We start from the raw sequence: 20915 nt of genomic DNA, 5'->3' as shown, positions 1-20915 counted from the left end.
CCGCCGACTTCGCCGCGCTGCGCGGACTCCCCGAACGCCCCCCGCAACACCGCCCCGCCGCCAGCACGGACCAGCCAGTCACCACCACCCGCACGACGCCCGGCGGAAAGGTCCACATCCCCGCCCACCACGCATGGGCCTGGTACCGCGAGTGCTCCGAACCGCCCCTGCTACCCGCCTACACACACGAGCTGACCGACGAACCGGTATCAGCACTCCCGGCGCCGACTCCTCCCACACCCGCACCTGAGCCGGAACAGATCCACGCACTCATCCATGACGCCGCGGCACAGGCACGGGCTCACCTACGCGACGCCACCCAACTGGAGTGCGCATTGCACGAAGACGCACTCCGCCTGGCCGCCGCAGTTCCCGGAGTCCTGCTTCCCGAGACGGCCGAGCGCCTGGCCATCGACATCGCCGATCTACGAGAACAGATCTCGGCGTACACACCGGCCCTGCGGCGTCACTGAACAGGAACATGTTGTACGACTGGCGTCACGCGCCCCAGTAGGGCTCATGTGTCTCAGCGCTGCAGTTGCCCGACGGTACGTTCGCCCCGGCGATCGTGGTGAACATGACCTTCTGGTCCTGCTGACCCCGCGGGTACCTGGACCAGCCCGCCGGATGATCACCCGGCGGGCTGGGACGCACTGCGAAGCCCGCGATGCCAGCGAGAGCGTGGGGTGCGCCCGCCCCACGTGCCGACGTCAGTCGTCGTTGAACATAAATAGGCCACCGAGTTCAGGGCAGACCTAGTTGATCGAAAGCTCAGTCATCGGCAGCGCCGTGGCAGTCGTAAATTCTCGCCCAGAGTGCTTGCCCCAGGGCCCGGACCTGGGGCGTGTATTCAATCCCGCACTCGCGTGCGGCTTCCCGTGCCCGGGCTTCCTTCTCCTCATCGGTGAGGGCAGGCAGGTCGACGAATGGTTCCAAGATGTCACTGAGCCGGCCGGAAGCCGCCTCTTCGGGGCGGCTGTTGTTGGCGAGTTCCCGGCGGAGCCGGCGCTTGAGATCGCCGGCTCGGGCCCGCCGAGTAGCGGCCTTGTGGATATAGGCATTGAGGGGAACCTGGAGCTCGGCCGCGTGCTCGGCGATGGCCTCCCGCTCTGCGGCGGAGAACGTCACCACAACGTCAAAGCCCGATTCTTCTGTGCCGGTCATAGCGTCCATGATGACCGGGTTCGAGGCCGGATACTCCGTCACCTGCACCCCTTCGCCGTGCTGACCGACTGAGCGGCCCGGCTAACGCTGCTCCAGGAATCGGCGCCGGGCACACCTCGGTCACCCACCCCGGCCGGTGATCCACAGAGGGCTCCGGTCAGACGGCTGTTGACCGAAGCCCCTAGTCACGGTGTTCTCAGGCGGTGTCCTTCTCCTCCTTGTCTGAAGGGCGCTTGGGGGGCTGCATCCTCGGCAGGGTGCGGGAGGGCTCGGGGGTCTGCTTGTCCGGGACTGCGCTGAGGTGGGGGCGTGAGCGCGGGACGAGTTGGACAACCTTCTCGGCGGCGTCGCGTGCGAGGCCGTCCAGGACCGCCTGGTAGATGTCGCGGGTGATGCGGGTGTCCGAGTGGCCGAGCGTTTCGCTGACGACCTTGATGTCCACCCCGGCCGCGAGCATGAGCGTGGCGGCGACGTGGCGAAGGTCGTGGAGCCGGATCGGAGGCAGGCCGGCGGCGGTGACCAGTCGCTCGAAGAGGTCGCTGACCTTGCCCGGGTGGAGCAGGGAGCCGTCCTCCTGGGTGAATATTCGTCCGGTGTCTTTCCAGCCCTCGCCCCACTGCTCGCGCTCGCGCTCCTGACGAAGTTTGTGGGCCTGGAGGACGTCGAAGGTCTCGTCGTCCAGGGCGATGAGACGGATGCCCGAGTCGGTCTTCGGGGCGCCCTCGTGAATCTCCCAGCCGTCCTGGACGAGCTGCGTGGCGATGGCCAGGGACCGCTCAGCGGCCGACAGGTCCTCCCACCGGGCACCGCACGACTCGCCGCGCCGGGTTCCTCGGAAGGAGATCAGCCGCCACAGCGGGTAGAGCCGGTCACCCGCGACGAAGTCGAGGAACTTCCCCGTCTGCTCCGGGGTCCAGACCATGACGGGCGAAGGCTTGACTCCAGTCGCCTGCCAGCGAGCAATTCGCTCGTCGGTCCAGATCAGGGCCTTCGGCTTCGTGCCAGGGAGGAGCTCGACGTGCTCGGCCGGATTGAAGGGGGACATCACCTGCTGGGCGATGGCCACGTTCAGGGCGGCCCTGAGCGTGGCTTTGATGTGCGGCTGGGTATTGAGGCTGGTGATACGACGGAACGGCGGCATCGCGTCGAGCTGGGCCCTGAACCACCCCCGACGGGCCCGGTTCTCAGCACCCTTGTTCGGGGTCGCCTTGAGTTCGGCCTGGACTGCCTTCCTCTGGGCGTTCTGCTCCTGGATCTCGATGTTGCGCTCGTTGATCGAGTCGAACATCGTATTCAGGTGGTGGACCCTGAGCTTGTCCAGCCGAATGTTGCCCAGGTGCGGCTTGAGGTGGACACGGACGTCGCACTCGTAACGCTTGTAGCCGGTCACGCGAAGGCGCTTGCGGCCCGCCAGCCAGGTGTCGAGCCACTCGCCAACGGTGATCTTCGAGTTGAGTGCCTGGCCGGTCTTGAAGCGTCGCAGGGTCTCGTCGTAGTCCGGCAGTGGCTCCTTCGCCGCCGCGCAGGCTTCGAGGAGATCGCTGATGGCGAGCTGACCGGCCGGGTCGTCCTCGTCCGGTATCGCCATGAGCGCCGCGACCTTGGAGAGCTCCGTCTTCGCGGCGGTGGCGGTTTCGAATCCGCCCCGACGGAACCGGCGGCGGGTGCCGTCCTGGCGGGGGACAAGTTCCTGGATGGCGTACCAGAGGCCATGCCGAGTGTTGGATGCCTTGGGGCATGCCGTCCCGTACGGCTTGCCTGTGGTCGGGTTCCGGCAGGCGCACCGACGGGAGGTCGTACCGTTCTTCACTCGCTGTCCTCGGGGTTGTTCTCGGGGTGGTCGACATGGGCCAGTTCTGAGGGGAGCGAGGGCGGCACCAGATCCCGATCGCGCATGCGCCCCCGGAAAGCCCGCAGCTCGGCACAGTCCTCGAAGGCGTGCTCCTCGTAGCTGCTGGCCCGCTCCAGGAGCGCGGTCCGGCGTGCCCGGTCCAAAGTGGTGCTGGCCTGGCGGCGTCTCTCCGTGGCCAGCGCGGTGGACATCAACGCGGCGGCCACCAGGTCGCCGTGGTTACGGAAGACGTCGAGTACGTCCCGGGCGGTGCCCTCGGGCGCCGGTTGGTCCATGGGAGTCTCGCCCGTGAACCACGCGAGAGCGTCCCAGGTGGACACCTCTTTGCCCGGGAGGACCTCCACGGTGGCGGAGGTACCGAGTGGGAAGAGGAGAGCCACGGGCGGGACGCCTAGGACATCGGCCAAGACGACGAAGTCGGCGACCGTGATGCTCGTCTTACGCCCGGACTCCAGGTTCTTCATGGAGTGCTCGGTGAACTCCGTCAAGCCGCGTTCAGCGCAGCCATGGGCGACTTCGCCCATGGTGAGGCCGGCGGCCTTGCGCGCCTCCCGCACCGCCTGGGCGATCCGAGCGGTGAACACTGTCGGCCATTGATCAGGTGTCATGGAGGCACTTTAGGTCGAGAAAAGGTGCTGCCGCAACTACGTGATACATCTTTGGCGGCACCACGACACCAATCACCTTCAGGAGGGCATCGTGACGGCATCTTCTTCGTCCCGTGAGACGCGAGGGCTGACGAGCGACGAGCTACTCGCTTTTCCGGCGGTCATCGACCTCGACACCGCGAACCGGGCGCTGATGATCGGCCGCTCCACCGGGTACGGGCTCGCCAAGCAAGGGGAGTACCCGGTCAAGGTGCTGCGTCTCGGCAATGCCTACCGGGTGGTCACCGCCGACCTGCTGAAGCTGCTCGGCCTGGAGCGCCAGCAGTCGGGGGACGGGAAGCCTGAAGCCAGAGCTGACGAACACCGCAGCCACCCACGCAACACGCTCGGAGGCGACCCCTCCGAGTGTCTGTCTGAACTGCTCGCTGCTTGAGCATGCCAACCATGGGGGGATTCTCAAGCGAAGAATCCGGCGAAGCCGGCAAGTAACAACGTGACGGGTACGCCGTTCCGAAGAATGGCTTCGTTGTGACTCTCGGCGTCGGGTGAAATCCGATTCGGCCGAGCCGGGTCGGTGCCGTAGAGTTCACCGTACCGACGCGGGGTGGAGCAGCTCGGTAGCTCGCTGGGCTCATAACCCAGAGGTCGCAGGTTCAAATCCTGTCCCCGCTACTCAAACGTGAAGGCCCGGTGGATACCGGGCCTTCACTGTGTCTGGCCCCGCTCGAACAGCTACGGACTACAGCCATCGCGCACCGAACCCTGGATTTGCGCATTCACTGCGCATCCTCAGCCGACATTGCGCATCGGACCGCGGACCCTACAGCCGGGGCGGGTACACGACCGGTGCGCTCGTTCTGCAGATCCCACAGTTCGCGGAACAAGCCGTCCTGCTGGGCCAGCAGCTCCTCGGGGGTGCCGTGCTGGACGACGCGGCCTTTGTCCAAAACGACGATTCGGTCGGCGATGGTCACGTTGGTGAGCCTGTGCGTGACCAGGACGACCGCGCGGTCCGCAGCAAGCCGGCGCAGCCCGGTGAAGATGCGGTGCTCGGCCCTTGGGTCCAGGGCTGCTGTCGGTTCGTCCAGGACGAGCAGTCCGGCCGGCCGGTGGAAGGCTCGGGCTAGTGCGATCCTCTGCCACTGCCCGCCGGACAGTTCCTGACCACCCCACCATTCCTTGGCCAGCAGAGTGTTCAAGCCGTTTCGCAGTCCGTCGATGACCTCGTCGGCGCCCGCGGCATGCGCTGCGGCGAGCACTGCGGCGTCCCCGTCCTCGGTGGCCTGGCCGAGCGTGATGTTCTCCCTCGCCGACAGGGGCCAGTTCGCATAGGACTGCGGTACGACGGCAACACGCGCCCAGGTGGCATGCGCGTCCAGATCCCTGGTGTCGGTGCCATCCCAGGTGACGGCTCCTTGGTCGGGCAGATACAGAGCAGACAGGATCTTGCTGAGGGTGGTCTTGCCGGAGCCGTTCTCACCCACCAGCGCGACGACTTCGCCGCGCCGAACCTCCAAGGAGACGTCGTCCAGGGCCGGGCGGTCTGCGCTCGGGTACTGGAATGTGATGTTCTCGGCGCATACGAGCGTGGGCACGGCCGGCGTCTGGGGGCCGCGGTCGATGCGGTGTCCGCCGGCTTCGTCGATGAAGTCCGCCCAGTCGTCCAAGTACATGCCGGTACGGAAGAGTTGGGCTCCGTAGCCGACGATCCCGTCCAGTCCCGCGCTGACGCGGCCCAATGCGAGGAACGCGGTGCCGAGGGCGGCGACCGAGATCTGCCCGGCGGACACCAGCAGCGCCAGGGCCACCCAGACCACGGCGTGGGCGAGACCTCCCGCGGCTCCGCCGACCAGGGAGATCCTGGCGGAGCGCCAGGTGGCCTGGTCGGTCGTCGTGTCGATCCGCACCCCGGCCGTGCGGTACTTGTCGAGCAGGAACGGCGCCATGGTGCCGGAGCGGACCTGGTCGGCGGTCTGCTTGTCGACCAGGTGCCAGCGGAGCATGCCCAGCAGCCGCCGGTCCTTCGTGGTGGCGAGCGAGGCGATGTAGCTGATGCGGGCCGCCCGCACGCTGGCCACGCCCTTCGGCAATGCCGCCAGGAGGAGCAGCGGCAGCAGCGTCCAGTGCACGGCGGTCAGGACGCACGCGGAGGCGATCAGAGAGGTGGAGGCGGCGAGAATGTACTGAGCTTGGGTAAGAAGGTCCCTGGAGACCTCCACTCCCCGGTCGGCCGCGTCCCAGCGGTCGTTGTATCCGGGGTTGTCGTATGCGGCCAGTTCCGCTTTGGTCGCCGCGTCGAGGAGTTCGAGTTCGGCCTCCCGGGCAATACGCGGCGCCAGCCGGGCCGACAGCGCGGTGGAGACGATACCCAGCAGGGCACGCAGACCGATGGCGACCGACAGGACGATAAGCGACGGTACGGCTGAGCGGAGCTGGTCGCTGCTGATGTGCTGAGAGGCGATCAGCGGCTTGATCACACCGGTGGTGGCCATCAGCCCGAACGCCTCCAGCACCCCCGACAGGAGCTGGACGCCGAGCAGGGCGATGACTGCGGTGCGGTCGACCTGCCAGCCCAGCGCGAGGGATCGGCGGATCAGCTGGGGCAGGCGCCGGGCCATCGCGCGGGTGGTGATCGCGTTGGCGGCCTCGATGCGGCGGTCGCCGGGGATGACGAACTTCAGCTCCTCATCCGATGCCTCCGCCTCGTCGGTCGCTGCGGTTGTGGCAGCGGGCTTCGGGATGGTGGTCATCAGCTCCAGCCCTCCACCGACACGCGGTGCCCGGCCGAGGTCGTGCGGAAGCCCAGCACGGGCTGGTTACGGATGAGAACCAGGTACAGGCCGATCACTCTTCGATACGCCATGGCGTCCCCCTGAATGCCGTGTGCGGTTGAGGCCGTTCCTCAACATCCTTGGAATGCCGTGCAGTTGCTAGCCGCCGGATGGTCATGAGGTGTCCTCGCTCGCCCCGAGGGCGGTGAGCTCGTCTTCGAGGCCCTCAAGGTCACCGAGCAGGCGCCGGATGGCGGTCTGACGCTCGCTCCAGTGCCGCTTCAGATCCAGCTCGGCGTCCCGAGGCAGGTCGTACTCGGCGGTGGTGGCGCCGTAGAAGCTGAACAGCATGTACAGCAAGGCGATCCGAGCGCAGGCCTGGACCTCTTGCATGGGGAGGCTGGGATGCTCCGAGCGGTAGGCACTCACCATGGCCAGGGCGCAGGCAGTCGACTCGGTGCTGGTCGCGACGGTGCGTGGGTCGAACGCCGCTCGCCCCAGTTCCCAGGCCGGCATCGCGCTTGCGCAGCGGAAGTCGATGATGCCGGTGACGGCATCGGAGAGGGTGATCAGGTTGGTGCGGGTGAGATCCGCGTGCAGTGCTTGTTCCACGAGTGTCTCGGGCAGCTGTTCCCGCAGCGCGGCAGCGTGGGTGCTTAAGTCCGTACGCCGCTGGTCGAGGTCGACTCGCAGTTGGTCGAGACGGTCGTGGCCTTGCCGTGTGGCTCTGGTCATCACGGTGTCGCACTTCGCTACCGCGTCCTCGACGGACTCTGTCCGCCAGCGGGTCTGCTGTAAGCGCTTGGGCAGCGGGTACGCGGCGAGCGCACGGTGCATGCGCCCCATGACGACGCCGATGTGTTCGGCGAGGGGGACCGTCATGGCCGACGACGTCACCTGGCCCGGGGCCTCGTCGACGACGGCCCATGCGCTGCCTTCCGCGATGGTGACCAGGTTGTCGTCGGCGTCGGGCCACACGCGTGGAACGGGGAGTTCCGCTGCCCGGCAGTATTCCGACATGTCCCACGCGTTGCGTGCCTCGTCCAGGTCGGCCATCGCCGGGTACTGCTTGACGAACAACCGCAGCCCGTCGTCGGTCAGGACTCGTCGGTTGATCGTGTCCGTGCCCATGTGCACCGGCTCGACGAGGTCGACGACGAGTCCGTACCGGTCCTCCAGCACGTCAGCGGTCAACGCCGCACCCCGCTCTGCTTCGTCCATAGGGATCACAGGCCTTCGTGTGTCGAGGGACGACGTGCCGTGAGGACGGTGAACGCGTTGTCCTCCGTGAGCACTCCTCTGTCGGCGAAGGGTGTGAGGACGTTGGCAACGGCCAGCTCGAAGTCGTCGCGGCGGTCGCCGAACAGATGCGGGGCCGCGAACGATGTTGAGTACAGGTAGCCCAGGACCTGCGAGATCTTCCAATGGCGGTGGACGGGAACGACCGTGGAGGTGACGTGTGAGAAGGCGGAAGCACGGAGTACCTCCTCGTACGGCGGCCCAGGCGTGCTGAAGGCGCAGTCGCCTGCTCTCCGTTGCCCACCGAGGAAGTGCTGGACGACCTCGCGGGCGGCCTGCTGCCACGGGCTGTCGGCGGTCCACAGACTCTGGTCGCTGAAGACCGCGACCACCCCCTCGGGGGCCACGTACTCACTGAGCCGGTCGAGGAAGCGCGGCTGGTTCAGCCAGTGGAAGACACGGCCGCAGGTGACGAGATGCGGTCGCCATCCCTCCGGTGGCAGGAAGTCCTCCGCGAGCGCGTGACGGAGTTGCAGCCGGTGGGCGGTGTCGAGCGTGGGACGGAGCATAGCTTCGGCCTCCGTGAGCATCCCCGGCTCGGCATCGACCACGAAAAGATCGTCGAAGTACGGCAAGAGCGCGTGAACAACGAGTCCCGGGCCGGTGCCGATGTCCAGAAGGCGCCGTGGGCTGTTTGTTGGCGCGGCCTGGTCGAGAAGGGCCGCGAGGGCGACGGGGATGCCTGGGCGGAAGCGTCGGTAGCAGGCGGAGAGTCCGGCGAAGGTATTCACGCGCGCCACCCGCTCCACACGCTCTTGCCAGTCTCCAGGCGCAGGTTCTCCAGCATGGTGTGGGCTTCGTCGACCAGACCGACGTCGTGATGCTGGATGCCCCAGGCCAGGGAGTCGACAGCGTCCAGGGCCCCGTACGCCCGGCATGCCGCCGCTTCCTCCTCGGTGAGGGTGCGGCCGTACCCGTGGTGGAACGCGGCGTTCAGGTCCGGGTTGTGGTGCAGGATCCGGTAGCGCAGGCGGCTGAGATCCCGGCGTGGCGCGGGCTGGAGCTCGGCGCGTTCGAAGTCGATGACCCTCAGCAGTTGCTCGGACTCGTCCCACATCCAGTTCTTCGGCATGTAGTCGCCGTGCCCGGCGACCTGGGGCAGCCGTGGGGGCGGCTCGCTCAGGAGGGCTCGTACCGTTGAGAGTTCGTGCTTGGGCACGTACGCGGTGGCAGGCACCAGGACCTTCGACACCGTCTCCTCCCACTCGACCTCGGCCGTATCCGCAGTGGGTTCGCCGCTGGCCGCCGCGTGATGGCGAGCGAGGAGTTCACCAGCCTGTTCGTAGGCCTTGCGCTTCTGCTCGGCCGGCAGCCGGAGCGAGTCGAGGCTGTGTCCGGGCACAGCGGTCACCAGGACGGTGTGTGAGACGGCCTCGGAGGCGACGAGGTCGGGCGTCCGGCCCTCGCCGAGGGAGGCCGTCCACTTGCGGTAGGCATCGACCTCGCGTCGGTGCAGCTTGGGGCCCACGTGCTGCTTGGCGAACCACCGTCGGCCCCCGGGCGCGTGGACTTCCCAGAGGGACGGCCTGATGGTGCCGGGGCGGGGGTGCTCGGCAACCACGGTGTACGTGTTGGTTACCGACTCCACCAGTTGGTGGAGTGCGCCGGGCATGTTCGTCACCTCGGTGCGCCCTTTCGTTCGCCGAGCCACCCAGCCATATGCGCGCACAGTATGTGACTGGGTGGATTCTCTAGGTATTCGCGTGTGAGTGCGTAGCCTGCCAATAGGCACTGACAACGGGCGCTGAACTGGGCGTTTCCCACTCGATAGAGCCGACCCTCTACGCGCCCGTATCCCCGGCTCAGCCGGGTCGGCGCATGGGCTGCAGCCGCACGGGCACCGTGCGGTGCCCGTTGACTAGGAGGCTCGCCACCGGTTCAAGCTCCTCGGGCGGCACGGCGAGAGCCATGTCCGGGAAACCGTCGAAGAGGGCGGGCAGCGCGGCTCGCGCTTCGGCGCGGGCCAGGGGAGCGCCGAGGCAGAAGTGAGCGCCGTGTCCGAAAGCGAGATGCTGCTTGTCCTCCCGTATGACGTCGAAGGCTCCCGCGGTGGCGCCGTGCAGGTTCGGATGGCGGCTGGCGGCGCCGTACGAGGCGAGGATCGCCTCGCCCTGGCTGATCACGATCCCGTCCGGGAGGGGGATGTCCTCGACGGCGTATCGAAGCGGCAGGTGGCTGATGGGGGCGGCGTAGCGGAGGGACTCCTCGATCACGTCGTCCCACGATGCGCGCCCCGCCCGGACGTGAGCGAGCTGCTCGGGGCGGGTGAGCAGCGCGGTGACGGCTTGATCGAGCAGGTTGACGGTCGTCTCGTAACCGGCGCTGATGATCAGGAGCAGCGTGTCCAGGAGTTCCTGCTCCGTGAGAACGGAGCCATCGCCCTCTTCGTCGCGTACGTCGATGAGCGTCGACGTGATGTCCTCGCCGGGGGTGACCCGCTTCAACGCGACCAGTTCGGTGAGGATGCCGTACAGGGCCATGGTGTTGGCGCGGGCCTCCTCGCTGCTGAGCGTGGTGTCGAAGACTCCGTCGACCACGGTCCGGAAGCGGGGCCACACGTCCTCGGTCAGACCCATGAGATCGCCGATGACCTGGATCGGCAGGGGGAAGGCGAGAGCCTCACGCAGTTCGACGACCTCGCCGGGCTGGGTCCGGGCTATCCGGTCGATGAGGCGGGCCGTGATCTGTTCGATGCGCGGCACCATCTCGGCGGTACGTCGGGCGGTGAACGCCTTGCTGACGAGACGCCTCAACCGCCGGTGGTTGTCTCCGTAGGCGGTGAACATGTTGTCCACGCCGACCCACAGGGCCAGCGGCCACTTCTCGGTGATCTCGCCGCTGATGAACGCCGGCCAGTGCCTGCTGGCGTCCTTGGACACCCGGGCGTCGTTCAGAAGGCCTTTGAGGACGGCCGCGTCGCTGACTGACCAGGCGGTCACGCCGAGGATGTCCACGAGCGTGGCGGGACCGGCGGCGTGAAGGGCGTCTTCTTCGGCCGCGCGCGCACGGCCGGTGGGGTCGAGGACGAGGGGCAGGGTGCGGTCCATGTCGGGTTCTCCCTAGCTCAGAGTGAGGCGCGGCGACGGGGGGAAGCGGACCGGCAGGCCGGTCAGGGAGCGGTGGAACGGGCCCGGGCGGTAGGTGAGGTGGTCGGCGGGGACGGCGAGTTCCATTTCGGGGAGGGCGTCGAGGATCTGCTCGATGGCCACCTGGGCGATGAGGTAGGCCAAGGGCTGGGCGGGGCAGCCATGGGGCCCGGCGCTCCACGTCAGGTGAGAGCGGTTGCCGGCCCGCTGGTCGGAGATGACCGCGGGGTCGTTGTTACAGGCGGCCATGCTGATGACGACCGGCTGGTGGGCGGGTAGGACAACGCCGTCGATCTCGACCGGACGTGGCGGATACGACACGCAGAAGTTGGCCAGCGGAGGGTCCACGAAGAGCAGCTCATCGAGAGCGTCGCGGACGCTCAGGCTCCCCCGGAGCACGTCGCCGGAGTACCGCTCGTCGCTGACGATCAGCAGAAGGGTGTTTGCGATGACGTTCTGCTCAGGCTCGATGCCGGCGCCGTAGAGGGTGACCAGCTGGTGTATCAGCTCCAGCTCGTTCAGCTGCGTCGGATGCATCAACAGGCCGGTGGTGACATCCATCCCCGGATGGCGGCGCTTGAGGTCGACAAGTTCGCTGAGAGCCTCGGAGAGCATGGCGTTGCCGGCCTCGGCGTTCACGCCTTCGAAGATCGCGGCCATCCCGCCGGCTACACGCTGGCCGATCTCCGGCGGGCAGCCGAGGATCGCGTTGAGGACCTGGAAGGCCAGAGGTTGCGCGTACTGCGTCAGCAGGTCCGCATGGCCCACCTCGCACATCTCGTTGATCAGGGGAATGGCGATCCGTTCCACCATGGCCTGCAGTTCGTGCTGGCGGACATGGTCGAGGGCGGACGTGTTCGCGGCACGGTAACGAGCGTGAGCAGGACCGGAGTTGCGCAGCGCGTTGGGGCGGTGCTCCAGCATCGGCAGGACCGGGCAGTGCGCGGGGACGCCTTGTTGCCAGACCCGCGGGTCGGCGGGGAACCGTACGGGGTCGTGAAGGATGCGGACGGCGGTCTGGTATGCGATCACCAGCGTGGCGGGCACGTCGGGGTCCAGGTAGACCGGGGCCAGTGTTCCGTGTTGCTCCCGCATCTGCGTGTAGAAGCGGGAGGGATCAGCTGCGAACTCCCGCGCGTACATCGCGAACCGCGTCTGACCGACGTGAGCGCGGTGGCCGGCTTGCGATGGTGGTGGCGGCATGGTCACGACAGGCACTCCAGTCGGCTGGATCGGTGGAGGTACTCGACGAACGCGATCAGCGCGTGGATGGAGGACACTTCGTCGCGGGCGTCGCAGGACGTGACCACCACGTCGTCGTCTAGGGCCAGGGCCCGGCGGACCTCGTCGAGGTCGAACCGTTGAGCGCCGTCCCATTCGTTTACGGCGACTCCGAACGGCAGGCCGCGTTCTTCGAAGAGCGCGAGAACCGCGTCGGAGTCCTGGAGCCGACGGGTGTCGACGAGGACCAGCGCGCCCAGCGCCCCGTGGAAGAGGTGCTCCCAAAAGGGGGTGAACCGGTTCTGTCCGGGGGTGCCGAACAGGTAGAGGGCCAGCCGGGGGCTGAGGGTGCGGCGGCCGAAGTCGAAGGCGACCGTCGTCTCCGTCTTGCTGGGCAGGCCGGCGAGGTCGTCGATGCCGGTGCTGGCTTCTGTGATCGGCTCCTCGGTCCTCAGCGGTTTGATCTCCGACACGCTGCCCACCAGCGTCGTCTTGCCTGCCCCGAAGTGGCCGGCGATCAGGATCTTCGCTGACCGGGTCACGGTGGTTGGGAGGTATTGGTGCTCAGACGAGAGCACGGAGTCCATTGAGCACTTCCTCAATAACGCTGATGTCCGGCTGCTCGGCCGGTGCCGGGGTGTTGAGGTGGCCGGTGTCGAGTAGTCCGGAGACGACGATGAGAGCGACGGTGGGAGGCAGATCGAGGAGCGAGGCGATCTCGGCGATCACGATCGGCCCGTTGCAGATCCGCAGGACCCGCCGAGCTTCGACGTCGAGGCCGTGGAGCGGGCGGTCTGCGGCGCGAACCAGGGTCGTCAGGGTCAGGCCGTCGCGGGACGGTGACGAGTGCCCTCGTGTCCGGACATACGCTCGGACCATGTCGGGATCGCGCCGCAGAGCGCTCATGGCCGAGCGCCGCCTTCGTCACCCTTGTCCCGTGCCGGGCTGGACAGTTCCGCACCGAGGCGCTCGGTCAGTCCGTTCATCCGGTAGGTGAGGATTTCGGCGTCCACCGTCTCGGTCGTCGAGACCGCCAACAACGCGTTGTGGCCGACCGTCTTGACGAACAGGAGTCCCTCGTCGAACTCGGCGACGACCTGGCGCAGGCCGTTCTTCTTGCCACCGGTGTACGGGGCCAACGCGACGCCAATGGAGTGAAAGCCGCTGGTGGACGCGGCGACCTTGTCTGCCGTGTCACGGTCCACCGATTCCGAGTAGCCCAGGGCGAGACCGTCCGTGGCCAGAAGGACGGCGTAGCTGACATCCGGCATGCTCGTGAGGTCCCCGAGCATCCAGCCGAGCCTGTTCACCTGCGTCGTCATGAGTCGAGGGGCCTTTCTTCCTGGTCCGGGTGTACGTCGGTGTCCCCGGCGCGATCCTGCGGGGGTGCGGCCGTGCCGCGAGCCTGTCTGTTTGCCTGCTGCCAGGCGCCGATGACCGCGGGCCGGGCCGGTTCGGTACTCGTACGGCGCCCGGCAGAAGCCTGTTGCTGCGCATGCACCGGTTGGCGAGACGTGCGCGTCGGCAGTCCGTTCTCCGTCAGGGCGGGGGAAGAAGGCGCAGGCGCCGCGACGCGGGCGGGCCGCGGAGCTGGTTCGAGCTCAGCCGCAGCGGTGGTGAGAAGGTCCTCGGGCAGGAAGACCGAGGCGCACATCCCGCCGTAGCGGTTGGAGTCCGTGAGCACCACCTTCATGCCGTACCGGCGAGCAAGGAGCGCGATCACCGGGAAGCCGACCCTCGGATGCGCCTCCATGGTGAGGATGTCGACCCCCTGACGGCCGTCCAGGATGCGCCGCGCGCGCTTCAACTCCTCCTCGCTCATGCGCTTGCCAGCGTCGTCGATGAGGAGAGTGATTCCGTGGTGGCCGTGCTGGGCGCTCACCTCCACGTGAGTCTGAGGCGGCGAATAGCGTGCGGCGTTGTCGAGGAGGTGGCTCAGGATGAGCTTCACCGGCCCGACCATGCGGGCGATCACTGCCCGGTCAGACGCGTACGGGTGGACCCGTGCGTAGTCGGGAATCGCTCCCTGGGCCGCCCCTACGACGTCCGTGAGCGTGCTGGCGGGCCACCGCTGCCCGAGGAGCCCTCCAGCGAGCACGACGTACGACTGTGCCTGGTGGAGCATCTGCTGGACGCCGTGATCGATCTTGGTCAGCGTCGCGAAGACGGCACTGCCGTGATGTCGCCGGAGCGCCTGGGCCACCTCGCTGCTCACGTTGATGCCGGTGCTCACCATCGCGGTGGCGAACGCCTTGACGGCTGCCTTCGCCGACTCGCGCGCCTCGGCTTCGACTTGCTGACGTGTCGAGACCGCCGTCGCGCCCTGCACTCGATGCAGGTCAGCGACATACTCCTCGCCGAGGATCCGGAGATTCTCCACGAAATCCGAACCGGCGAGACAATCAGGGACCTCGAACACCGCCGAGGCCGGCTCTGTCGACTGGAGCGAGGCCGCGACCGTTTCGAGGCCCTGCGAAAGCAGCGCGACCAGGGCCAAGTCCTGGGCAACAGCGGTCTCTTGCCAATGCACGGCCTGGGCACGGTGCTTGGCGGAGAGCCATGCGAAGTATGCGGCCAGCCCGAGCGCGACAACGAGCACCGCGGCCAGACCAACGGATGCCACGACGGCTGTTTCGTGTCTCATCGGATCTCTCACTGGGGTCGAAGTGGACTGCGACAAGGCAACAGGACCGGCAAGTTGATGGACCGCCGGGCTGGCGACAGTTCGATGGAGCCCAAGGAGGCCCGCTCATGTCGCCCAGGTCATCGGCTGGGGCCTAGAACTTGATCCCGCCGATCATGCGCGCCAGGCTCGTTGTGGCCTCTGAGATCGTTGGCGCGATCGAGGAACTGGCGAGGTAGAAGCCGAGGAGGGTGCAGACCACTGCGTGCCCGGCTTTCAGCCCGCCCTTCTTGATGAGCAGGAACGTGATGATCGCCAAGAGGACGACGGCCGAGACGCTAACCGCCATGCAGAGGCTCCCTTTTGCGCACGCCAGCCGACCGTGTCAGGGCGAGCCAGTGACGGAGCGCGGCGCTGTCGGTGCCTTCTGGATGTCCGTCAGGGGGAAGCAGCCATACCGTCGAGCAGCGCGAGTACCCGGCGACCTGTCTGTCGAGGGCGCATTCCCACAGGCGCCCCGCACGGCACACCGTCTGTGGAGCGTGCCACCGGTATGCCGTGTCCGCTTCGACCGGGATGTGGATACGCGAGTGCGCGTGGCAGCAGAGCACCGGCCCCACAGGGAGCCCCCGGCTTCGGGCACCCTCGACCGCACGCAAGCCGACGAGTAGTCCCGCCTGCACGACATCGACGGGCCCGAGTCGCGGCAGCGGGTGTGACGCGAGCTGGATCCTCCAGGGCAGTTCTGTCTGCGCGAACGGCAATGCCAACTCCGGTGAGGAGGAGTGGCGTTGCAACCGCTGCCGGCCGTCCAGCGGCACCACAGGTGCGACCGGCCGATGGGCAGCGGGCGGATCAGGGACGGCTTCAACTCGGCCTTGCGAGGCAATCACCGGGATCTCCTGTGCGTCCGGACACACTGACTGAGCCGCTTGACCAAGCAACTGCTGTCACAAGGACGTTGGCTGATCCCCAAGACTGTTTACCGAAAGGCGATTACGCACATTCCGAGGGTGATATCACTGAGGTGATGCCGGTTCCAGGAAGACCAGGAACCGGATGCGCTCGGCGAGCGTTAGGCCGCGCTCGAAAGAGCCGCTGGAAGACCACCGCCAACAGACTCTCCACAGTGGGAGCCGGCGTTGTCCTTGACAGCCTCGAAGACGTCCCACGGCTCCTGGACGCGATCGTCACAACAACCCTCGGCCGCGCCTGACGGCGGCGGCCCAGAAGTATGTCTCAACTGCCCGTATTACATGAGTGATACCGGCACGCGCGTACCCCCGCCTACGCTGTCGGGCGCAGACGAGAGACGGGGGTGCGATGCCAAGAAACCCTCGCGTATGCGCTGACTGCGGATGCCGCTTGAGCCAGTACAACGACGAAGACCGGTGTGCTACGTGCGCGCGCGTCAGGTTTCTCGACACCCGCCTTCAACGCCGGGTTCCAGACACCGTCTGGCAGCATCCGGAAGTCCACTCCGCCATCGCGGCATGGGACTTCGGGCGCGCGAGCCGCCTTATCCGCGAGCGGGCGAAGCTTCGCCAGGACGACATGGCCCGCATGACGGGGCTCAGCCAGGGTTTCCTTTCCATGCTCGAAGCAGGAACCCGCCGACTGACGAGCCTCGACAAGGTCGCGAGGTTCCTCAACGGCATGGAAACACCGGACGCCTTGCTCCCCCCACCGTTCCGTGAGCATCACGCAGCCCTCACGCCACGGCCGTTGCCGCACCCAGGACCATCCGCCGTTGATCTCCAGGTCGCGACCGGCGAGCAGGCAGTGGACCTCTATGAGCTCGCGACACAAGCCGCGGCCCAGTCGCTGCGGTTCGCGGAAGCGGTCACGAGGAGCAACGTGAGCGACATCGAGCTTGAGGGGCTGGAATCCAGGATCACCCGGATCGCGACGGACTACGTCCACGCTCCCCTGTACCCGCTCTTCCAAGACCTGCTGTCGACGAGAGATCAGCTCTTCGCGCTGCTGAGCGGCCACCAACCCCCCGGCCAAACCAGGGAGCTGTACCTCCTCGCCGGCACGAGTTGCCTGCTCCTTGCTCACGCGTCACAGAATCTCGGGGACCAGGACTCCGCTGTCGCCCAACTTCAGACGGCCGGGACCCTCGCCGAGCATGCCGACCACGACGATCTCCGGGCATGGGTCAAGGGCACAGCCGCACTGATCGCGGAGTGGTCAACTCACCGGCACGCAGCCTTCAAGTACACACAACAGGCGATCCGGTTCGCCCCCGTCGGCGAGACCCGGGTCAGAACCGCGGCGATCGGGGCCAGGGCTGCGGCACGCGTCGGAGACCGGAACACGGCCCTGGCAGCGCTCAAGGAACTTGAGCAGGCCCGCGAACAGCGAACAGACCCCAACGGGCTCACCAGATTCGGAGGCCTGCTCACTTTCCCGGAAGCCAAGCAGGAGTACTACATCGGCGGAACGTACGCCCTCCTCGGCGAACACGGGAGGGCCGAGCAGCACGCCGCCGCCGCGATCGATCTGTACGAGATGGGCCCGAAGGAGCAGCGGTCGTACGGCGACGAGGCGCTGGCGCGCCTCGACATCGTCACAGCGCGCATCGCCGCAGGAGAGATCGAGGGCGCCGGCGAGCAACTCCAGCCCATACTGGAGCTGCCGGTCGACCGCCGTATCCGACAGCTTGGCGACGCTGTGCAGGGAGTGGCTACGCTTCTTGAAGAACCACGGTTCGCCCGAAGCCAGGTTGCCCGCGAGCTCGCCGATGCCACTCGCGGCTATCAGGTGATCGACACGAGAGCGAAGGCCCTCACCTCATGACAATGACGGCCTCTCCCGAGTCCGCCGCCCGTAAGGCCTGCCAGGCGTCAGGTCTGACAGACCGCTCCCTTGTCCCGCTTCACCACCACGCCACTTCCGTGTTCCTTCTTGCTGCGGAAGGCGTTGTGGTGCGCGTCAGTCCCGCCTCGCAGCAGCAGCGCTTGGCGACCGCTGTCTCCCTCACGCGCTGGCTCGTCGCGAACGACTTCCCGGCGACAGAGCCAGTGGATGTACCCCAGCCGGTGGCATACGACCCATATGTCGTCACGTTCTGGCGGCACTACCCGCAACCTGAACACGGCGCACCTCCGCCCGGACGGTTGGGCGATCTGCTGAGAACTCTGCATTCCCTACCATCCCCGCCGGTGTCACTGCCGCAACACCAACCGCTTGCCTCACTCAAGACCGCCGTGGAGGCCAGTACCTACCTAGCGCCGAACGAACGGGCGTGGCTCATGGAGCGCAGGCAGGAACTTCTCCACGCATACGAACAGCTGGAATTCCCCTTGGGGCACGGGCACATTCACGGCGACGCATATCCGGGCAACACGCTCTGGGACGGCGAGGACGTCAGGCTCGGAGACTGGGACGAGGCGGCATTCGGCCCGCGAGAGATCGACTTGGCTAATACGTTCCAAGGAGTCCGCTTCGGGCGAAGCGTCGGACAACTGGATGATTTCAGCGAGCGGTACGGCTACGACATCCGGCAGTGGTCTGGTCAATCGGTTCTCTGTGGAATCCGAGACCTTCACACCCTCGGGTCCTTCATTCGGCGTGCGGATCAAGAAGACACTGCTGCTACCCAGCAGTTGTCGTATCGTATTGAGACGCTCAGAAACATGGATGCCCAAGCTCAATGGGGCGCCGCCTGAAAGAGCGCAGACCGGACCGGACGGGGTGGACCGAAGCTCAGGCCCGTTCGGCCTCTTCCGGTACGAGTCGGCTCGTGAAGCCGTCGCGACGCAACCGTTCGAAAGCCGCCGCCACATCGTCGGGAATCTCCTGCTCGATCATGAACCCTTGCCGTGGGTACACCATGAGCCGCTGCTGGGCCCCCACCAGCATGTCGATGACCAGCCGGGCGTCCTGGATCGAATCGACGTACTCGGAGAGCTCCATGGGCGTGGAGGCGCTCACCCACTCGACGTCCGGCCAGAGCTTTCGCGCCGTCGCGTACGCCCGTCGCTCCTCGTACGGCTTGCTGACCAGCAGGACCGACGATACGGGAACACGCTGCTCTTCGAGCAGAGCGCGGGAGAAGCGGATGTTCTGGCCCGTGTTCCGGGCCTTCGGCTCGACGATGATGGCGCTCTCAGGAACCCCTAGCGCCATGGCACGGTCCCGATAGTGTTCGGCCTCGCCTCGGGGCATCCGCTCACGCGTCGTCCGGCTGGTCGCTCCGGTGAAGACGATGAGGGGCGCCATGCTGCGGTGGTAGAGGTCCGCGGTGGTGTCGGCTACTCCCAGGTCATGGCTGCCGAGTCCGATCGCCACGGAGCAAGGGCGCAGCTCGTGACCCATCTGCTGGAAGTCCCACAGCCGCCGAGCATCCGCCCATGCCTGCGTTGAGATCACTTGCTCTCGCCCTCCGTCTTCGCCGAGGACCTACTCCCCGCCGTTGCCTCCGCTGGGGTCAGCCTACGTTCCAGATCACAGGCACCCTCAGATGACGGTTCGCCTGTTCCCGCACACTCACGCCGTGTGAAACTCAATCGAGCAGGCTGAGGGGAGCAGGCCAATGCGAGGAATGACCGACCATCTTCCGTTCGGCAAGCGAGTCCGGTTCTACCGGAAACGCCGAGGTCTGAGCCAGCGGCAGCTCGGCGAACTTCTGGGACGCTCCGAGGACTGGGTGTACCGGGTCGAGTCCGAACGCCTACCGGTGAACAACGTGAAGATGCTCGCGGACCTGGCACACGCACTGCGAGTGCACGTTGAGGACCTTCAGGGAACGCCGACGCTCTTGGACGACCACGGTCGTCACGCGGCCAGCATCCCGGCGATTCGCACCGCACTCATGCAGTCGCGGCGGCTGGCGGGCTCGCTGTACGACGGCCGCGAAACCGTGCGCCTCGAACGCCTCTCCTTCGCAGTCGACGAAGCCTGGCGGCTCTTTCAGGATTGCCGGTTCGCGCGCCTGGGAGAGTGCCTGCCCGGGCTACTCGCGGACGCCCGGCTGGCAACACAGGAGCGCACGGCCGGCGCCGAACACGCCGAAGCACTCCGGTTGTTCGCACTGACCTGCCACGTGGCAGCGGTACTTCTCCGAAAGTTGGGTGAGACCAACTTGGCCTGGACCGCTGTAGACCAGGGCGACATGGCGGCTGCGGAGTCCGAAGACCCCGCCACGATGCTGGCGTTGCGCCGAGGTGTCGCGCATGTTCAACTCGGCGCCGGCATGGCAGCGGAGGCAGTGAACGTCACCCTTGACGCGGCGGACGATCTCGAACCCGGTTGGTGGCGCTCCACGCCGGCTTCTCTTTCCCTGTACGGGACCCTGTTCCTCAACGGAGCCGTCGCAGCGGCCCGCATGCGGAACCGGGCGCTGGCAGACCACATGATGGGTAAGGCCCACGAGGCAGCGAACCTGCTCGGCGGCGACTCCAACGCGATGTGGACCTCCTTCGGCCCCGGCAACGTAGAGATCCACCGGCTGGCGCTCGCCCTGGAATTCGAGGACGTCCAACTGGCCGTGGACGTAGCCCCGAGAGTCAGAGCGGCAGGACTGCCGGTAGAACGACGTGGGCGGGCGCGACTGGATGTTGCCCGTGCCTATGCTGAGGCCGGGCGGACGGATGAGGCGATAGACCACCTCAAGCGCGCCTACCGAACCGCTCCCGAACAGATCAAGGCACATGAGTTCGCGCGGGACCTAGCTCGTCGGCTCCACAAACGATCCCGTCGTCAGGATGTCCAGGACCTGGCCATGCGGCTCGGCGCTATCAAGTAGCGCTTGTTGTAGAGAGGTTCGTTGGCGGACCCGGAGAAATCCTCCGGGTCCGCCTCCCCGTCGGCTTCTACGGTCGTTGCGACCAAGCCACTTGTACGGGGAGGCATCGCAGTGCCTGTGACCTACCAGCCGGATGATGGCGTCGGCCCCAAGAGCAGAAGCGCGGTGGTGCTCCGCTGGAGTCGCCATCCGCGCTGCGTCGGCCTTGCGCGTCGTGAACTCCGTAAGGCGCTGGACGGTTGGGGCCTCTCAAGTATTAAAGACCCAGCTGTCCTCGTTCTCTCGGAGCTCTTAACCGACGCAGTACGCCACGGTAATGCGCGGCCAGGCGCAGAGATCGAGACTCGGTATCTGCGAGTCGGAATTGGCCTGCGCATCGAGGTGTCTGACACAGTCCACGAATTCCTCCAGTTGGCGGTAGGTTCCTCGGAGCCGGATAGAAATACCCGGCTGAGGCTCGTAGACGCATTGGCCGACCGGTGGAAAATGAACGACCCTATCGGGCTTGGCGCATCGGCGTGGGCAGAGATCTGCTTCCC

At 66.9% G+C, this 20915-nt stretch carries 19 protein-coding genes, 1 tRNA gene and 1 pseudogene; 6 read left to right on the top strand and 15 right to left on the bottom strand.

What is annotated here, in order from left to right; translation table 11 throughout:
- A pseudogene (locus AOK08_RS46815) lies at positions 1-473 on the top strand (hypothetical protein); the annotation flags it as partial.
- A 298-nt stretch (positions 474-771) separates the two neighbouring features.
- Here AOK08_RS46815 and AOK08_RS00555 read toward each other — a convergent pair.
- From AOK08_RS00555 to AOK08_RS00545, 3 genes are all read right to left on the bottom strand, one after another.
- Positions 772-1206 carry a hypothetical protein gene (locus AOK08_RS00555; RefSeq protein ID WP_157876504.1) on the bottom strand — a complete coding sequence of 145 codons (435 nt, stop codon included), beginning with the start codon at positions 1204-1206 and terminating at the stop codon, positions 772-774.
- 154 nt (positions 1207-1360) lie between these two features.
- A complete protein-coding gene (locus AOK08_RS00550; RefSeq protein WP_055522497.1) occupies positions 1361-2974 on the bottom strand; it encodes a site-specific integrase in 1614 nt (537 codons plus the stop codon).
- Complete coding sequence (locus AOK08_RS00545; protein ID WP_046707963.1) at positions 2971-3624, bottom strand: helix-turn-helix domain-containing protein; 654 nt, start codon at positions 3622-3624, stop codon at positions 2971-2973. Before AOK08_RS00545 ends, AOK08_RS00550 begins: the two co-directional genes overlap by 4 nt.
- Before the next feature lie 91 nt (positions 3625-3715).
- On the opposite strand from AOK08_RS00545, the gene AOK08_RS42495 reads away from it, so the two are divergent.
- Entirely contained in the window at positions 3716-4057 is a 342-nt protein-coding gene (locus tag AOK08_RS42495; protein WP_078935616.1) for a hypothetical protein, read from the top strand.
- A 165-nt stretch (positions 4058-4222) separates the two neighbouring features.
- Positions 4223-4296 (top strand) — tRNA-Met (locus AOK08_RS00535).
- Between the two features lie 104 nt (positions 4297-4400).
- Here the strand turns inward: AOK08_RS00535 and AOK08_RS00530 are convergent.
- The 11 genes from AOK08_RS00530 to AOK08_RS00480 all read right to left on the bottom strand — a co-directional run bounded on the left by AOK08_RS00530 (position 4401) and on the right by AOK08_RS00480 (position 14973).
- Entirely contained in the window at positions 4401-6374 is a 1974-nt protein-coding gene (locus tag AOK08_RS00530) for an ABC transporter ATP-binding protein (protein WP_198539061.1), read from the bottom strand.
- 195 nt (positions 6375-6569) lie between these two features.
- A complete protein-coding gene (locus AOK08_RS00525) occupies positions 6570-7589 on the bottom strand; it encodes a phosphotransferase enzyme family protein (RefSeq protein WP_241826745.1) in 1020 nt (339 codons plus the stop codon).
- A gap of 32 nt (positions 7590-7621) precedes the next feature.
- Entirely contained in the window at positions 7622-8425 is an 804-nt protein-coding gene (locus AOK08_RS00520; protein WP_055522511.1) for a class I SAM-dependent methyltransferase, read from the bottom strand.
- On the bottom strand, positions 8422-9306 hold the full coding sequence (locus AOK08_RS00515; RefSeq protein WP_241826744.1) for a phosphotransferase enzyme family protein: 885 nt from the start codon (positions 9304-9306) through the stop codon (positions 8422-8424). Before AOK08_RS00515 ends, AOK08_RS00520 begins: the two co-directional genes overlap by 4 nt.
- Positions 9307-9496: 190 nt before the next feature.
- Entirely contained in the window at positions 9497-10741 is a 1245-nt protein-coding gene (locus AOK08_RS00510; RefSeq protein WP_055522492.1) for a cytochrome P450 family protein, read from the bottom strand.
- A 12-nt stretch (positions 10742-10753) separates the two neighbouring features.
- Positions 10754-11983 carry a cytochrome P450 family protein gene (locus AOK08_RS00505; protein ID WP_055522510.1) on the bottom strand — a complete coding sequence of 410 codons (1230 nt, stop codon included), beginning with the start codon at positions 11981-11983 and terminating at the stop codon, positions 10754-10756.
- A 2-nt stretch (positions 11984-11985) separates the two neighbouring features.
- The gene (locus tag AOK08_RS00500) at positions 11986-12588 is read right to left on the bottom strand and encodes a GTP-binding protein (RefSeq protein ID WP_055522490.1); all 603 of its coding nucleotides are present in this window, start codon (positions 12586-12588) and stop codon (positions 11986-11988) included.
- Positions 12566-12907, bottom strand: a complete 342-nt coding sequence (locus AOK08_RS00495) for a DUF742 domain-containing protein (RefSeq protein ID WP_055522488.1) — start codon at positions 12905-12907, stop codon at positions 12566-12568. The genes AOK08_RS00500 and AOK08_RS00495 overlap by 23 nt, the downstream gene beginning before the upstream one ends.
- A complete protein-coding gene (locus AOK08_RS00490) occupies positions 12904-13323 on the bottom strand; it encodes a roadblock/LC7 domain-containing protein (protein WP_055522486.1) in 420 nt (139 codons plus the stop codon). Before AOK08_RS00490 ends, AOK08_RS00495 begins: the two co-directional genes overlap by 4 nt.
- Positions 13320-14624 (bottom strand): ATP-binding protein, encoded by a 1305-nt coding sequence (locus tag AOK08_RS00485; RefSeq protein ID WP_055522485.1) that lies wholly within the window; start codon positions 14622-14624, stop codon positions 13320-13322. The genes AOK08_RS00490 and AOK08_RS00485 overlap by 4 nt, the downstream gene beginning before the upstream one ends.
- A 154-nt stretch (positions 14625-14778) precedes the next feature.
- Positions 14779-14973 carry a hypothetical protein gene (locus AOK08_RS00480; protein WP_046707970.1) on the bottom strand — a complete coding sequence of 65 codons (195 nt, stop codon included), beginning with the start codon at positions 14971-14973 and terminating at the stop codon, positions 14779-14781.
- 1016 nt (positions 14974-15989) lie between these two features.
- Here AOK08_RS00480 and AOK08_RS00475 point away from each other — a divergent pair.
- Together AOK08_RS00475 and AOK08_RS00470 are read left to right on the top strand one after the other, a co-directional pair.
- Complete coding sequence (locus AOK08_RS00475; RefSeq protein ID WP_241826743.1) at positions 15990-17426, top strand: helix-turn-helix domain-containing protein; 1437 nt, start codon at positions 15990-15992, stop codon at positions 17424-17426.
- 98 nt (positions 17427-17524) lie between these two features.
- Entirely contained in the window at positions 17525-18298 is a 774-nt protein-coding gene (locus AOK08_RS00470; RefSeq protein ID WP_241826742.1) for a phosphotransferase family protein, read from the top strand.
- Between the two features lie 37 nt (positions 18299-18335).
- Here AOK08_RS00470 and AOK08_RS00465 read toward each other — a convergent pair whose 3' ends face one another.
- A complete protein-coding gene (locus tag AOK08_RS00465; RefSeq protein WP_046707973.1) occupies positions 18336-19001 on the bottom strand; it encodes a YdcF family protein in 666 nt (221 codons plus the stop codon).
- A gap of 172 nt (positions 19002-19173) precedes the next feature.
- Between AOK08_RS00465 and AOK08_RS00460 the strand changes: the two genes are divergently transcribed.
- Positions 19174-20376, top strand: coding sequence for a helix-turn-helix domain-containing protein (locus tag AOK08_RS00460; RefSeq protein WP_173531636.1), 1203 nt, complete (start codon positions 19174-19176; stop codon positions 20374-20376).
- The last annotated feature ends 539 nt before the right edge of the window (positions 20377-20915 follow it).

It is taken from the genome of Streptomyces graminilatus, assembly GCF_001418565.1.
GTDB lineage: Bacteria > Actinomycetota > Actinomycetes > Streptomycetales > Streptomycetaceae > Streptomyces > Streptomyces graminilatus.
Note: the sequence above shows the minus strand (reverse complement) of the source record. Positions and strands in the feature narration are given on the sequence as shown.